The sequence below is a fragment of the Streptomyces sp. NPDC050121 genome, from assembly GCF_044460385.1.
Lineage (GTDB): Bacteria > Actinomycetota > Actinomycetes > Streptomycetales > Streptomycetaceae > Streptomyces > Streptomyces soliscabiei.
Window position 1 is genome coordinate 315435 of sequence record NZ_JBITJV010000006.1, and the last position, 14185, is coordinate 329619.

General features: G+C 70.5%; 13 protein-coding genes and 2 pseudogenes. 12 read left to right on the forward strand and 3 right to left on the reverse strand.

Features of this window, described 5'->3' with window-relative positions; genetic code table 11:
- Positions 1-359: 359 nt before the first annotated feature.
- From ACIBTS_RS12575 to mug, 12 genes and pseudogenes are all read left to right on the forward strand, one after another.
- Positions 360-785 (forward strand): GNAT family N-acetyltransferase, encoded by a 426-nt coding sequence (locus ACIBTS_RS12575; protein WP_399318824.1) that lies wholly within the window; start codon positions 360-362, stop codon positions 783-785.
- Positions 786-955: 170 nt separating this feature from the next.
- Positions 956-2299: a hemolysin family protein gene (locus ACIBTS_RS12580; protein WP_399318826.1), complete on the forward strand. Its 1344-nt coding sequence runs from the start codon at positions 956-958 to the stop codon at positions 2297-2299.
- Positions 2296-3309: a hemolysin family protein gene (locus ACIBTS_RS12585; RefSeq protein ID WP_399318827.1), complete on the forward strand. Its 1014-nt coding sequence runs from the start codon at positions 2296-2298 to the stop codon at positions 3307-3309. Before ACIBTS_RS12580 ends, ACIBTS_RS12585 begins: the two co-directional genes overlap by 4 nt.
- Positions 3310-3460: 151 nt before the next feature.
- Entirely contained in the window at positions 3461-4303 is an 843-nt protein-coding gene (locus tag ACIBTS_RS12590) for an SGNH/GDSL hydrolase family protein (RefSeq protein ID WP_399318829.1), read from the forward strand.
- Positions 4304-4763: 460 nt separating this feature from the next.
- Positions 4764-6122, forward strand: a complete 1359-nt coding sequence (locus ACIBTS_RS12595) for a glycoside hydrolase family 43 protein (protein WP_399318831.1) — start codon at positions 4764-4766, stop codon at positions 6120-6122.
- A 77-nt stretch (positions 6123-6199) separates the two neighbouring features.
- A pseudogene (locus ACIBTS_RS12600) lies at positions 6200-6352 on the forward strand (glycoside hydrolase family 27 protein); the annotation flags it as partial.
- A 398-nt stretch (positions 6353-6750) separates the two neighbouring features.
- Positions 6751-6945, forward strand: a pseudogene (locus ACIBTS_RS12605) (TetR family transcriptional regulator); the annotation flags it as partial.
- A gap of 284 nt (positions 6946-7229) precedes the next feature.
- Positions 7230-7526 carry a hypothetical protein gene (locus ACIBTS_RS12610; RefSeq protein WP_399318833.1) on the forward strand — a complete coding sequence of 99 codons (297 nt, stop codon included), beginning with the start codon at positions 7230-7232 and terminating at the stop codon, positions 7524-7526.
- Positions 7486-8874: a radical SAM protein gene (locus ACIBTS_RS12615; RefSeq protein WP_399318835.1), complete on the forward strand. Its 1389-nt coding sequence runs from the start codon at positions 7486-7488 to the stop codon at positions 8872-8874. The genes ACIBTS_RS12610 and ACIBTS_RS12615 overlap by 41 nt, the downstream gene beginning before the upstream one ends.
- On the forward strand, positions 8871-9935 hold the full coding sequence (locus tag ACIBTS_RS12620; protein WP_399318836.1) for an aminotransferase class I/II-fold pyridoxal phosphate-dependent enzyme: 1065 nt from the start codon (positions 8871-8873) through the stop codon (positions 9933-9935). Before ACIBTS_RS12615 ends, ACIBTS_RS12620 begins: the two co-directional genes overlap by 4 nt.
- 73 nt (positions 9936-10008) lie before the next feature.
- Complete coding sequence (gene purB, locus ACIBTS_RS12625) at positions 10009-11451, forward strand: adenylosuccinate lyase (RefSeq protein WP_399318838.1); 1443 nt, start codon at positions 10009-10011, stop codon at positions 11449-11451.
- Between the two features lie 53 nt (positions 11452-11504).
- Positions 11505-12002 (forward strand): G/U mismatch-specific DNA glycosylase, encoded by a 498-nt coding sequence (gene mug / locus ACIBTS_RS12630; RefSeq protein WP_399318839.1) that lies wholly within the window; start codon positions 11505-11507, stop codon positions 12000-12002.
- A 74-nt stretch (positions 12003-12076) separates the two neighbouring features.
- Here mug and ACIBTS_RS12635 read toward each other — a convergent pair whose 3' ends face one another.
- Genes ACIBTS_RS12635 through ACIBTS_RS12645 form a run of 3 tightly spaced genes read right to left on the reverse strand, consistent with a single transcriptional unit; the run spans position 12077 to position 14162 of the window.
- The gene (locus ACIBTS_RS12635; protein ID WP_399318841.1) at positions 12077-12451 is read right to left on the reverse strand and encodes a hypothetical protein; all 375 of its coding nucleotides are present in this window, start codon (positions 12449-12451) and stop codon (positions 12077-12079) included.
- Positions 12452-12510: 59 nt separating this feature from the next.
- Positions 12511-13242: an ABC transporter permease gene (locus tag ACIBTS_RS12640; RefSeq protein ID WP_399318842.1), complete on the reverse strand. Its 732-nt coding sequence runs from the start codon at positions 13240-13242 to the stop codon at positions 12511-12513.
- The gene (locus ACIBTS_RS12645) at positions 13239-14162 is read right to left on the reverse strand and encodes an ABC transporter ATP-binding protein (protein ID WP_399318844.1); all 924 of its coding nucleotides are present in this window, start codon (positions 14160-14162) and stop codon (positions 13239-13241) included. Before ACIBTS_RS12645 ends, ACIBTS_RS12640 begins: the two co-directional genes overlap by 4 nt.
- Positions 14163-14185 lie beyond the last annotated feature (23 nt).

The following is a 14185-nucleotide window of genomic DNA, read 5'->3' on the forward strand; positions in this document are numbered from 1 at the left end:
GGACGGGGTGGAATCCCGGCGCGGACTCAAGTCGCTCGCGGCTGAGGAGAGTTCATGCCGCGTCTGTTCCGTTTCGGCGCCGACACCAGATCACCCCCGCGCCCGCCGACGACTGGCGTGCCACATTCGCCGGGGCCACCGACACGAGGCGGCCGGGCTGCCGTGGGGCTGCTCTTTGGGCGAGCGGGTCGATCATCTGCGGCGCAACGGTCGAGGAGTTGGAGCTGCTGCGGCGGACGCCGGAGGGGCGGCCGCGCAGGGAGGCCTTCGCTCCGGTCGTCGCCGGGCCGCGCGGGCCGGTGACCGTCCGGATTCTGGAATTCCGCGACGGGGTGCGCCGCCCGTGATGGGATCGCCGCATGTCTGATCTGCGGATACGGGCCGCGACGCCCGACGACCTGGACACCGTCCTCGCCTTCTGGAAGGCCGCCGCCGAGGGCACGAGCATCAGTGACGACCCGAGCGGGGTGGAGCGGCTGGTCGCCCGGGACCCGGAGGCGTTGATCCTCGCCGAGCAGAACGGCGGGCTGGTGGGGACGGTGATCGCCGGGTTCGACGGGTGGCGGTGCCATCTGTACCGGCTGGCGGTGCACCCGCAGTGGCGCCGGAGGGGCATCGGCTCGGCGCTGCTGGCCGCCGCCGAGGAGCGGTTCGTACGGCTGGGCGGGCGGCGCGGGGACGCGATGGTGCTCACCGGCAACGAGACGGCGCATCATGCCTGGCGCGCGGCGGGGTATGCGCCGGAGGAGAAATGGCGGCGCTGGGTGAAACCGCTCACCGACTGACCAGATCCCTTTGCCGACCCTTTACCATTGGGGGACCGTACGGGTCCGTACGGCACCCTGACGACTTGTGAAAGGTGTGAGCGTCCGCCCATGGGCGAGCCTCCCAGTACCCGCACGCGACATCGCGCGTTCCTTCCCGCCCTGTCCGATCCTGGGACGGAGGTGACCCGATGACCGAAGTGCTGCTGCTCCTGGTGGCGATTCTGCTGTCGTTCGCGTGCGGCGCCTTCGTCGCCGCCGAGTTCTCGCTGACCACGGTCGAGCGCAGCGAACTGGAGCGGGCGGTGGAGCGCGGCGAGCGCGGCGCGGCCGGGGCCCTCAAGGCCGTACGGAACCTCACCTTCCAGCTCTCCGGCGCCCAGCTCGGCATCACCGTCACCAACCTGGTGGTCGGCATGCTGTCCGAGCCGTCGATCGCCAAGCTGATCGCCGGGCCGCTGGAGTCGCTCGGCCTGTCGGCCACCAGGTCGAGTTCCGTCGCCCTGGTGCTGGGCACGGCCCTGTCGACGGTGTTCCTGATGGTCGTCGGCGAACTCGTGCCGAAGAACTGGGCGATCTCCTCCCCGCTGGCGGTCGCCAAGACCGTGGGCAACGCGCAGCGCTGGTTCAGCGCCGCCTTCCGCCCGTTCATCAGCCACCTCAACAACACCGCGAACCACGTCGTGCGCCGCTTCGGACTGGAGCCCACCGAGGAACTCGCCGCCGCGCGCGGCCCCCAGGAACTCGCGGCCCTGGCCCGGCACTCCGCCAGGGAGGGCGCCCTGGAGGCGGACACCGCGGAGCTGTTCGTGCGCACGCTGAACCTCGCCGACCTGACCGCGGAGAACGTGATGACGCCGCGCGTCCAGGTCATCGCCCTGGACGCCGCGGCGACCTGCGAGGACGTGGCGAACGCGACCCGGGCGACGGGCCTGTCCCGGTTCCCCGTGTACCGCGGCAGCCTCGACGCGGTGGTCGGCACCGCGCACATCAAGGACGCGCTGGCGATCCCGGCGGAGCGCCGCGTGCGCGTGCCCGTCTCGGAGATCATGCGCGAGCCCCTGCTCGTACCCGAGTCGCTGACCGTGGACCGGCTGCTGGACCGGCTGTCCGGCAAGCGGACGATGGCCGTCGTCATCGACGAGTACGGCGGCACGGCGGGCGTGGCGACGCTGGAGGACATCGTCGAGGAGGTCGTCGGCGAGGTCCGTGACGAGCACGACCCGCACGAGACGCCCGACCTGGCGCCCGCCGGGACGGACGACGACGGCCGCGCCCTGTACTCGGCCGACGGCGCCGCCCGCACCGACCAGCTCGCACGCGTGGGCCTGCACGCCCCGGAGGGTCCGTACGAGACGCTCGCCGGTCTCGTCGCCGCCGAGCTGGGCCGGATACCGGCCGCGGGCGACACCGTCGAGGTCGCCGGCTGGCGCATGGACGTCGTGGACGCCTCCGGTCGCCGCGCCGCGCGCGTGCTGCTGCACGCGCCGCCCGCCGCGTCGTCCGGAAGTCTTGAACAGGAGGCCGGGAAGTGACCGCCGTCCAGCTGCTGATCGCCCTGGCGACCCTCGTCGTCAACGCGTTCTTCGTCGGCGCCGAGTTCGCGCTGATCTCCGTCCGCCGCTCCCAGATCGAGCCCTACGCCGATCAGGGCGACCGGCGCGCCAAGAGCGTGCTGTGGGGACTGCAGCACGTGTCCGCGCTGATGGCGGCGGCGCAGCTCGGCATCACGCTGTGCACGCTGATCCTCGGTGTGGTCGCCGAACCGGCCATCGCGCACCTGCTGGAGCCGGTGTTCCACGCGGTGGGCGTGCCCGAGAGCGCCGGACACGCCGTGTCCTTCGTGATCGCGCTGGCCCTCGCCACCTATCTGCACATGCTGCTCGGCGAGATGGTGCCGAAGAACATCGCGCTCGCCGAGCCGGTGCGCAGCGCTCTGCTGCTGGGCCCGCCGCTGGTCACCCTGGCGCGGACGCTGCGCCCGGTGATCTTCGCGATCAACGCCTTCGCGAATGGTCTGCTGAAGCTGCTGCGGATCGAGACGAAGGACGAGGTCGCCGCGGCCTTCTCGGACGCCCAGCTGGCCCAGATCGTGCGGGACGCCGGCGAGGCGGGCCTCATCGACGACCGCGCCCAGGAGCGGCTGCACGACGCCCTGGAGCTGGGCCGGCGCCCGGTGCGCGACGTCGTCCTGCCGCTGGAGCGGGTCGTCCACGCGCGCGTGGGCATCACCCCTGAGGGGCTGGAGCGCCTGGCGGCCGAGTCCGGATTCTCCCGTTTCCCGGTGGTGGACGAAGGGCGCCGGATCGTCGGCTACCTGCATGTCAAGGACGCTCTCGACGCCTCGCCGCAGGACGTGCCGTTCCGGCCGCAGGACATGCGATCCATCGCGCGGGTGCGGGAGGCGACACCGCTGGACGACGTCCTCACCGCGATGCGCGGCAGCCGTACGCATGTGGCGGCCGTACTCGGCTCCGACGGGCGGCTGGCCGGCCTGGTGACCATGGAGGACGTGCTGCGGGAGCTGTTCGGGCAGCCGGCCTGAGGTCGCGGGCGGACAACGACGGGCTTGGACGGTTCAGAGGTGTCCGCCGACAAGAGGTGTCCGCCGACAAGAGGTGACTGCGGCAGGAGGTGGCTGCGGCAGGAGGTGACCGACCGCTGGGTATGGGACTCGGGCTACCATCTATGTCGCCATGCAGACGAACCCCACACACACCAGCCTGGTCGCGATCGGCGATTCCTTCACCGAAGGCATGTCGGACCTGCTGCCCGACGGCTCCTACCGGGGCTGGGCGGACCTCCTCGCCGCGCGGATGGCCGCCCGCACGCCCGGCTTCCGGTACGCCAACCTGGCCGTGCGCGGCAAGCTCATCGGGCAGATCGTCGACGAGCAGGTGCCGGTGGCGGCGGCCATGGGCGCCGACGTCATCACCCTGGTCGGCGGCCTCAACGACACCCTGCGCCCCAAGTGCGACATGGGCCGGGTCAAGGGCCTGCTGACGGAGGCCGTGGAGCAGCTCGCCCCGGCCTGCAAACAGCTGGTCCTGATGCGCAGCCCGGGCCGGCAGGGGCCCGTCCTGGAGCGGTTCCGGCCGCGCATGGAGGAGCTGTTCGGGTGCGTCGAGGAGCTGGCGGAGCGGCACGGCGCGCTCGTCGTCGACCTGTACGGCGCCGCGTCGCTCGGCGACCCCCGCATGTGGGACGTCGACCGGCTGCACCTGACGCCGGAGGGGCACCGCCGGGTCGCCGAGGCCGTCTGGCAGACCCTCGGCCACGACCCCGAGGACACCGAGTGGCACATGCCGATGCCGGCCACCCCGCCGCCGGGCTGGGCCGCCCGCCGCGTGGCGGACGCCCGCTTCGCCCGGCAGCACCTGCTCCCATGGATCGGCCGCCGCCTCACCGGCCGCTCCTCGGGGGACGGCCGGACCGGCGCCCAGTTCAGCGCCGAGCTGGGCAAAGCCTTCTGGGTCACCCCTGTGGACCACACCAACCCCGGCCCCGTGACGGACTGGGAACGGGTGGGACCCTCATAGGGCCTGTCCGGCGGATCACGAGCGGGACTGTAAAACGTTCGGTGTAACTCCTGAACGAGGCCCTCCGGTCAAGACGGAGGTACACCTATTTTTTTGCTGACGTAACACGGATGCCATGTGGACGCATCGGGCTCAGCGCTACTCGGACCGCCTGGAGCTGATGAATCTCTCCAGGTAGCAGCGCATCTAGCCGGATCGATCGTCGGTCAACCTCATCCCATCCAAGTCATCCCGCAAAACCTGCATCCACAAGATGAGTAGTACTCATCCTGGGGGACCGGGTCGTTCGGACGTGCGTTTGGCCGTCACATATGGAACGGAGTCTGTCAGAAATATTGACGGAACCTTGACGTAAGTCTAGGTTCTGCTCGACGTGCCGCACATTGTCCGAAATCTCGGACAATCACGCCCCTTCAGCACGGTGATCGGCCAAGCGGACTGGCCGGGCCCGGAGGAAGAGTTGAACAGAATCGTAAGAACCCTGCTCGGCCTGCTGGGCCCGCTGCTGCTGGTCCTGCTGGGTGTCCCCGCCCTCCAGGGCACCGCTTCCGCCGCCGCCCCGCCCGCCGGGCAGGCCACGCGATACACGATGACCGCGTTCACCAACTCCAGCGAGTCGAACCTGTATGTGTACGACTCGCCGGACGCCACCGGGTTCACTCTTCAGAGGGGCCCTGCGTACACCCCGCCGTCGGGCCTGATCCGGGACCCCAGCATCTTCAAGCACACCGACGGGTTCTACTACCTCACCTACACCACGAACTGGACGGGGAACACGATCGGTTTCGCCCGCAGTACCGACCGGGTGAACTGGACGTTCCTGTACAACTACACGATCCCGATCAGCGGGCTGACCCGCACCTGGGCGCCCGAGTGGTTCATCGACACCGACGGCAGCGTCAACGTCATCGTGTCGCTGACGACGGCGAGTACCGCCACCGCCTTCACCCCGTACAAGATCACGGCGACCAACTCCGCGCTGACCGCCTGGTCCGCGCCCACCCAGCTGGTCGGCATCGGGCCGAACAACATCGACACCTTCGTGGTCAAGGTCGGCTCCACTTACCACGCGTTCACCAAGAACGAGACGACGAAGTACATCGAGTACGCCACCGCCTCCAGCCTCACCGGCCCCTACACCATCCTGAAGACGGGCGACTGGGCCGGATTCGGCAGCTGGGTCGAGGGCCCGGCCCTGGTCCAGCTCGACAACGGCGGCTGGCGCCTCTACTTCGACGGCTACCGCGACGGGAAGTACTGGTACAGCGACAGCTACGACAACTTCGCCACCTGGTCCCCGCGCACCGAGGTGCCCGGGCTGTCCGGCTTCATACGCCACGCCACCGTGCTGAAGGAGACGGTCCCCGGCGGTGTCACGCTGCCCACCAACACCACCAGGTCGCTGCAATCGGTCAACTACCCCGACCGGTACGCCGTGGTGCGCTCCGACAACCTCGGCTACCTCGACCCGGTGAACTCCTCCAGCAGCACCGCCGTCAAGCAGAGCGCCACCTTCACCGTCGTGCCCGGCCTGGCCGACGCCAACTGTTACTCCTTCCGCGACTCCTCCGGCCGCTATCTGCGTCACTGGGACTTCCGGGCCCGCTTCGACGCGGACAACGGCAGCGTCGTCTTCAAGAAGGACGCCACCTACTGCGCCCGCCCGGGCTCCACGGCCGGCTCCGTGCGACTGGAGTCGTACAACTACCCCGGCTACTACCTGCGCCACTACAACTACGCGCTGCGCGTCGACCCCTACCAGGGCACCGACACGTTCCGCGCCGACAGCTCCTTCACGGTGGTCAGCCCCTGGGCCTGACCTGTACGACCATCCCCCTGTCATGCCGTCGCGGACCCACCCGCGGCGGCACCGACGTGCTCCCCCACGACCACCGGCCGGGCAGCCCCGCGCTGACCGAGCCGCTGGGCTGGAACAGCTGGAACAGCTTCGGATGCGGTGTCGACGAGACACAGGTCCGCCAGGCCACCGACGCGATGGTGTCGTCGGGCATGAAGGACGCCGGATACCAGTACGTCGTCGTCGAGGAGAGGGAGGCCCCCCGACTCCGCCCCAAGGATCTGCGGCACTGTCAACGTTCGTCGCGACGGCGGGGGTCGCCCGGCGTAGCGGGGCGACCCCCTGGTGCCCGGGGAAGCGTGCGGCGGCAGCCGAGGGGTGTCACCACTCCTGCACTACGACGCGGCGCGCGCAGGGAGCGGCCAAGGCGCGATGAGGCGACCTGGATGCGCTTGCCGAAGTTTGTCGCGGATGTCGAGCTGCCCTGCATCGGCCTTCCGCAGCAGCTCGCCCGCGTTCTTCAGCGCCATGACCACCCGGGTGCGCAACCGCATGTGGTGTGGGAGGGCCAGGGGTACGAGGGCCTCGATGGCTGCCGGGTTGGGCACCGAGTTGTTGCTCAGCTGGCGGACCACCCCGGTCTCGCGGCGCCATGACAGCCGCGCTCATCGCCCGCGGCGTCCCCGACCCGACCGCGCACCTCGCGGGCGAGCTGGGAGTCCTCGCGTTCAAGCGGGGATACGCCCAGTGGTCTGAAAGCGATCGTGATGACACAGAAGGGCTCGCGCCACATGCACTGGCAGCCCTGGAAGACCTGCGTGCGGCAACTGCATCGTTGGGCTGATCCATGCCGCTCGGCTGTCGGCGCCATGGGCACTGCGGCGCCCGTCGACCGCCTCCGAGACGCCCGGCTCTTCCTCACAGACCGCCAAGCCAATGGCTGATAGATGACCTACTGCGCAGACAGTCACCCTCGACCAGCGTGAGCCCCCCGAGAGCCGGTCACGCCAGCCCTTTGACCTGAGATTTCAAGTTGGCGGAGGCTCTGATGAGCAGCGCTCACGGGATATCCGGATCAGGCGGTCCAGGGGTGCCACGGCCGATGACTTCCGTCGGTTGCAGGAGGCGGTGAACGAGGCGGTGGTTGATCACGCGCGCGGCATCATCGACGCCCGGAGGCCCGGGGCGCCCACCGGTCCGGCGCACTGGGACGCCGGGTTCCAGGCCACGATCGCCCACGGGCTGCGCACGCCCTACCCACTGGCCGAGGACCCCCGCTTGAAGAACCACACCCTGCTTCCCGGCTGGGCCGTGCAGAAATCCGGCGCATACGTACTCCACCAGCTACGCCTCCGCGACGGCGCCCTCTCCGCAGTGACCGCAGTTGCAGTTCGGCCCCTGTCGTCCCGGGCCGTTCGTGCATGATGACGGGATGATCCACAGCGAGCAGCGCTTCCACGTCATCGTGCTGTCGAACTTCGCGAAGGGCTTCGACAAGTACGCCTTCGCTTACGGTAAGGCGGGGATTCCGGAGAGTACCTACCCGGACCGGTTCCACCTGCTGACCCGGGCGGAGTTGGGAATCGGCATCGGCAAGGCGCGACGCCTGCTGGACCGGCTGGCCATCGCGGGCGACCGGCTGCTGGTGCTGGAAACCACGGTGGACCCGGACAAGCTGGTGCCCAACGTGTCGACCGGGCTCGGCATGGAACTGCGCGAGGCTCGCATCCGGTTGTCAGCCGTCCACGAGCTCGACCACGTGGGCGACGAGTTCACTTTGCGCCCGACAACCGTCGAGGATGCGATGTCGGCTTCCCTGCACCTGCACGCATCGGCACAGCGTCGCTACGCCGACATGCGACCGCGCTCGGTTTCGCTTCTGCCGGTCGCCGCCGCCTGCCAAGCGCGGTGTTCGTTCTGCTTCTCCTCGGCTTCGATCTCCAGCGACCAACCGCCGGCCCGGGTCCCGTGGGACGCGGTCGCCCACTGGCTGGAGCGCGCCCGAGTGGCGGGTGCCGAGCGTGCGGTGATCACCGGCGGCGGAGAGCCCACGCTCATACCGTTCGAACAGCAGCTACGGCTGGTGTCCGCCTGCTCGGTGGCCTTCCCGAAGGTCGTGCTGATCACCAACGCGCACACCCTGGCGAAGGGGCAGCACGCCGACCAGGCCGGCCGACTGGCAGCCCTGAGCGCCGCAGGCCTGAGCGTGCTGGCGGTCTCCCGGCACCATCAGGACGACGCCGTCAGCGACCGGCTGATGATGCTGCGCACGCCGGTGAGCTCTGTGATCAACACCTGGCGTAAGGAACGTGACCGCTGGCCGGGGCTGCAAATGAGGCTGATCTGCGTGCTCCAGCACGGCGGCGTCGCCGACGCGGCCGGGGTCGCCGACTACCTTTCGTGGGCCGCGGCTCTCGGTGTCGAGGAAGTCTGTTTCAAAGAGCTCTACGTATCCACCAGCACTGAGTCGCTCTACTTCGACCGCGCCGCCAACGTCTGGAGCCGAGAGCACCAGGTGTCGCTGTCCGTCGTCACCCGGTTCGCCGAGCAGCACGGCTTCGAACTGGCGAGCCGCCTGCCCTGGGGGGCGCCGGTCTACCACGGCGACTGGGACGGCCGGCCGATACGGATCGCCGCTTACACCGAACCCAGCCTGCTCTGGGAACGCACCCATGGGATCGCGCGCAGCTGGAACGTCATGGCCGACGGACGCTGCTACGCCTCCCTGGAAGACCGGGCCAGCGAGATCGCGTCGGAAGGTGCGACGGCATGAGGTTCGAGGAGTTCCAGGAATTCCGGCAGCGGCAACTCATTGCTGGTTCGTCGCTTCTGGATGCCGCCGAGACCAACGTGTACCGGGCGCTTGCTCCGATGCGACCGGAACCGCCGACCGACATGGGCACGGTGCACCGGTGCGATCTCGCCCGTGCCTGGCTGCGGCGCTTCGAGCTGCCGGAAGAGTGGTCCGGCCACGCCATGGTCTGTCGAGGGGTCCGGCACGGACTCGACGTGGTGTTCCACTGGCTGCGCTCCGTGCAAGCCCGGTTGTGGCTGCCCAGCGACGTGTACCCGGTGTACTTCGAGCTGGCCCGCGCTGCGGGCCTGGCGCCCGCGTCCTACCCGACGCTGCCGGCGCCGGCCCTGCCGAGATCGCCGGCGGACGACCGGCCCGAATACCTGCTGCTCGCCAACCCCAGCAAGCCGCTCGGCCGGTACCTGTCCGATGCCGAGTGCGCCGCGGTGATTGCGTGGTTGCGGGAATCACCACGCCGCCGCCTGCTGATCGACAGCGTCTACGACCTGGGAGCCCCGTTCGCCGCCGGCACACGGCGATTGCTGGACACCGGTTGCGCGGTCCTCCTGCATTCGGTCACCAAGGGATGGCTGTGGCCACGCACATTCGGCGTGGTCCTGCTGGGTCGGACGCAAGCAGAGTTGACCGAAGCGTTCCGGGCGGATCCGCCGACGCCGTCACAGCTGAGGCTCGCCGACCGCCTGCTGACCGAGCACAGTGACGTGCCCCGGCAGGTCGTCGACGCACTGGCCGCACGGGCTGAGCGGTTGTTCGAACGGTTGCCGGACGACGTGCTCGGGGCGATTCCCACGGCGAGCCGGACGTGTCCCGGCAACTATTTCTTCCCGGTTGAAATCCCGGCGGAGACGCTTTGGCGCGAGTGCGGCGTGCTCGCCATGCCGGTCAGCGTGTTCGGGGAGAGCAGTTGGTCCGGCTCCATCCTGACCAGCCTTGCCGACGCTTTCGGCCCGACGCCGGCGGTGGCGCCCAAACGCCCCGAACTGCTGCCGGACGAGGTTCGGCGCGACGCCGCGGGGTGACGGCCGTCTCGTAGGTTCCGCCGAACCGGGCGGTGGCGGTGGCCTGCACGAATCGCCAGTAGAATCCGTACACGTGACTTCCGCTGCCGCCAAGCCCCGCATCCCCAACGTCCTCGCCGGACGTTACGCCTCCGCCGAGCTCGCCACGCTCTGGTCGCCCGAGCACAAGGTGAAGCTGGAGCGTCAGCTCTGGCTCGCCGTGCTGAAGGCGCAGAAGGACCTCGGGATCGAGGTGCCGGACGCGGCGATCGCCGACTACCAGCGTGTTCTGGACACCGTCGACCTGGCCTCCATCGCCGAGCGCGAGAAGGTCACGCGGCACGACGTGAAGGCGCGGATCGAGGAGTTCAACGACCTCGCCGGGCACGAGCAGGTCCACAAGGGCATGACGTCCCGCGACCTCACTGAGAACGTCGAGCAGCTGCAGATCCGGCTGTCGCTGGAGCTGGTGCGCGACCGTACGGTGGCCGTCCTGGCGCGCCTGGGCAAGCTGGCCGGCGAGTACGGCGAGCTGGTCATGGCCGGCCGCTCGCACAACGTGGCCGCGCAGGCCACCACCCTCGGCAAGCGGTTCGCCACCGCCGCCGACGAGCTGCTCGTGGCCTACGGCCGGGTCGAGGAGCTGCTCGGCCGCTATCCGCTGCGCGGCATCAAGGGCCCGGTCGGCACGGCGCAGGACATGCTGGACCTGCTCGGCGGCGACGCCGCGAAGCTGGCCGAGTTGGAGGACCGCATCGCCGGTCACCTGGGCTTCTCGCAGGCGTTCACATCCGTCGGGCAGGTCTACCCGCGGTCGCTGGACTACGAGGTCGTCACCGCGCTGGTGCAGCTCGCGGCGGCCCCCTCCTCGCTGGCGAAGACGATCCGGCTGATGGCCGGGCACGAGCTGGTGACCGAGGGCTTCAAGCCGGGTCAGGTCGGCTCGTCCGCGATGCCGCACAAGATGAACACGCGGTCGTGCGAGCGCGTCAACGGCCTCATGGTCATCCTGCGCGGCTACGCGTCGATGACCGGCGAGCTGGCGGGCGACCAGTGGAACGAGGGCGACGTGTCCTGCTCGGTGGTGCGCCGGGTCGCGCTCCCGGACGCGTTCTTCGCGCTCGACGGCCTGCTGGAGACGTTCCTGACGGTGCTCGACGAGTTCGGCGCCTTCCCGGCCGTGGTCGCCCGTGAACTGGACCGCTACCTGCCGTTCCTCGCCACCACCAAGGTGCTGATGGGCGCGGTGCGTGTCGGTGTCGGCCGTGAGGTGGCGCACGAGGCGATCAAGGAGAACGCGGTCGCGTCGGCGCTGGCGATGCGCGAGCAGGGCGCCGAGCGCAACGAGCTGCTGGACAAGCTGGCCGCCGACGAGCGTCTTCCGCTCGACCGCGCGCAGCTGGACGCGCTGATGGCCGACAAGCTGTCCTTCACGGGCGCCGCCGCCGCGCAGGTGGCCGTGGTCGTCGGCCGTGTCGAGGAGATCGTGAAGCAGCGCCCGGAGGCGGCCGGCTACACCCCCGGAGCGATCCTCTGACCCGCGTCGCACGCTTCACTCGGGCGGAGCTGGAGGCCGCCCGCGACCGTCTCGTGCCGGACGTCGTCGCGGGCGGCCTCCGCGTGCTGTTCTGCGGCATCAACCCGGGTCTGATGACGGCGGCGTCCGGCCACCACTTCGCCCGCCCCGGCAACCGCTTCTGGCCGGTGCTGCACCTCTCCGGCTTCACACCGCGGCTGATGAAGCCGGCGGAGCAGCGGCAGTTGCTGTCGCACGGGCTCGGCATCACGAACGTGGTGGCGCGGGCGACCGCGCGGGCCGACGAGCTGAGCGCCGAGGAGTACCGGGAGGGCGGGCGGCTCCTGGCGGAGAAGGTGACGCTGCTGAAGCCCCGCTGGCTGGCGGTGGTGGGCGTGACGGCCTACCGGGCGGCTTTCGACGACCGCAAGGCGGCGGTGGGTCCGCAGGAGCGGGTCATCGGGGACACACGCGTGTGGATGCTGCCCAATCCGAGCGGACTGAACGCGCATTGGACGGCGGCGACGATGGCGGAGGAGTTCGCCCGCCTGCGGGTGGCGGCGCAGGGCTGACGTCGGCGAACGGCGCGCCTATCGGCGGAGCTTGCCGGTTCCGCGGCAGTCGGGGCACTCGCCCGAAGGCAGCTTTAGGGTGGGGCGGTCTCCGTGACGACCAGGAGGAGTTCTATCTCGTCGTCCGGGTCGAGGTCGGCCACGCCCAGGGCCACCCAGCGGCCCTGTTCCGTCACCTGCCAGAGGTATGCGTGGCCTGCCCTGAGGCTCAGCTCGGACCAGGGCTCGGGTATGTCCTCCCGCTCGGTCCGCAGCCGTATCGTCTGCAGGCCGATGTGCTGCGGCTCGCCCCATCGCCGCGTCAGTTCCCCGGCCAGGTCCTCCTTGTCCTCGTGGAACCGCTCGACCGCCTCGACGCGCACGGCGGCGTCCGCCGCCACGAGACCGTGGCTGGTCGCTAAGGCGGCCGGGCGGTCGCCGGGGGCGGCGAGGTACTGCTCGACGTCCATGCGATCCAGTAAACCCGCCGCCACTGGCAATTGGCGGCCCGTCAGTGGAGCGCTCGTGCTCAGGCGTCCCGGCGTCGCAGCCGCCAGGCGCCGGCGGTCACCGCGATCGCCGTCCACAGGGCGGACACCGCGAGGCCGGTCCAGGGGCCGAGAGTGCTCTCCCGCGCGCTGTGCAGGGCCAGTTGACCGGCCCGGTCGGGGAGGAGGTCCGCCGCGCCGCCGGACAGGTCGCCCACCACGAAGGACACGATCAGCAGGAACGGGATGAGCAGGCCGAGCGCCGCCGTGCCGCTGCGCACCACCGTCGTCAGGCCGGCTGCCAGGAGCGCCATGAGGGTCAGGTAGAGCGCGCACCCGACCACGCCCCGCAGGGCCTGTGCCGTCGTCAGGATCTCGGCCCTCTCCCCCAGCACCGACGTGCCCACCGCCGCCGTCGCCAGTCCGGTGACCAGGCCGGCGGCAAGCATCGGGAGGGCGATCGCCGTCAGCTTCGCGGCGAGCCAACGGCCCCGCCGGGGTACTGCCGCCAGCGACACCCGCAGGGCGCCGCCCCGGAACTCGGCGGAGACGGCCGTCACGCCGAAGGTCACCGCCGCGATCTGTCCGAAGCTCACCCCGGAGAAGACGGAGAAGAGCACGTCCGGGTCGGTGTCGTCGGCGCCGGCCGCGCCGGCCGCCGCGGAGAAGGCGACCGTCGCGAGCAGCACGGCGCTCAGGGCGCCGACCTGCGACCGCAGCGTACGGATCTTGATCCACTCGGCGCGCAGCGCGGGAGTGAATTCCTTGGTCATGCCGCCTCCTGGGCAGGCGCCGCGAACTCGGTGTCGGCGGCGGTCAGGTCGAGGTAGGCCTGCTCCAGCGTGCCTTCCTCGGTGGTCAGTTCGAGCAGCGGAACCCCGGCGTCGGACACGAGGCGCCCGATGTCGTCCACGCGCGCGTGCCGCACGCTCCAGTGCCCGTCGGGGTGTTCCACGGCGTCGTGGCCGTGCCGGGCGAGGGCGCTCTTGAGTGCGGACGGGTCCGTCGTACGAATGCGTACGCGGGGCTGCACGCGCGCGTCGATGAAGTCCCGCATGGGGGTGTCGGCCAGGAGCCGGCCCCGGCCGAGGACGACGAGGTGGTCGGCGAAGGACGCGGTCTCGTTCATGAGGTGGCTGGAGACGAACACGGTGCGTCCTTCCGCGGCCAGCCGCCTCAGCACCCCGCGGATCCAGACGATGCCTTCGGGGTCGAGCCCGTTGGACGGCTCGTCGAGGAGCACCACTTGGGGGTCGCCGAGCAGGGCGGCGGCGATGCCGAGGCGTTGGCGCATGCCCAGGGAGTATGTCTTCACCCGGCGCCGCGCGGCCGGGGCGAGCCCGGTCTCCGCCAGCACCTCGTCAACCCGGCGGACGGGAATGCGGTTGCTCGCGGCCAGGGCGAGCAGATGGTCGCGGCCGGTCCTGGCGCCGTGCGGGGCGTGCGCGTCGAGCAGGGCGCCGACGTGCCGCAGGGGTTGACGCAGGGCGGGGTAGGCCCGTCCGCCGACAGTGGCGGTGCCCGAGGTGGGCCGGTCGAGGCCGAGGACGAGGCGGAAGGTGGTGGACTTGCCCGCGCCGTTGGGCCCGAGGAAGCCGGTGACACGGCCGGCCCGCACGCTGAAGGTGAGGCGGTCCACGGCCCGCCGGGGGCCGTACTCCTTGGTGAGGTCGTGGACGTCGATGCTGGTCATGGCCACGACTCTCGCCGCCGGCC

What these genes read in the sequence shown, in the direction of transcription:
- ACIBTS_RS12635 (WP_399318841.1), bottom strand. Translation starts at nt 12,451, where the DNA reads ATGGACGTCGAGCAGTACCTCGCCGCCCCCGGCGACCGCCCGGCCGCC.
- ACIBTS_RS12620 (WP_399318836.1), top strand. Translation starts at nt 8,871, where the DNA reads ATGAGGTTCGAGGAGTTCCAGGAATTCCGGCAGCGGCAACTCATTGCT.
- ACIBTS_RS12575 (WP_399318824.1), top strand. Translation starts at nt 360, where the DNA reads ATGTCTGATCTGCGGATACGGGCCGCGACGCCCGACGACCTGGACACC.
- ACIBTS_RS12640 (WP_399318842.1), bottom strand. Translation starts at nt 13,242, where the DNA reads ATGACCAAGGAATTCACTCCCGCGCTGCGCGCCGAGTGGATCAAGATC.
- ACIBTS_RS12590 (WP_399318829.1), top strand. Translation starts at nt 3,461, where the DNA reads ATGCAGACGAACCCCACACACACCAGCCTGGTCGCGATCGGCGATTCC.
- ACIBTS_RS12580 (WP_399318826.1), top strand. Translation starts at nt 956, where the DNA reads ATGACCGAAGTGCTGCTGCTCCTGGTGGCGATTCTGCTGTCGTTCGCG.
- ACIBTS_RS12645 (WP_399318844.1), bottom strand. Translation starts at nt 14,162, where the DNA reads ATGACCAGCATCGACGTCCACGACCTCACCAAGGAGTACGGCCCCCGG.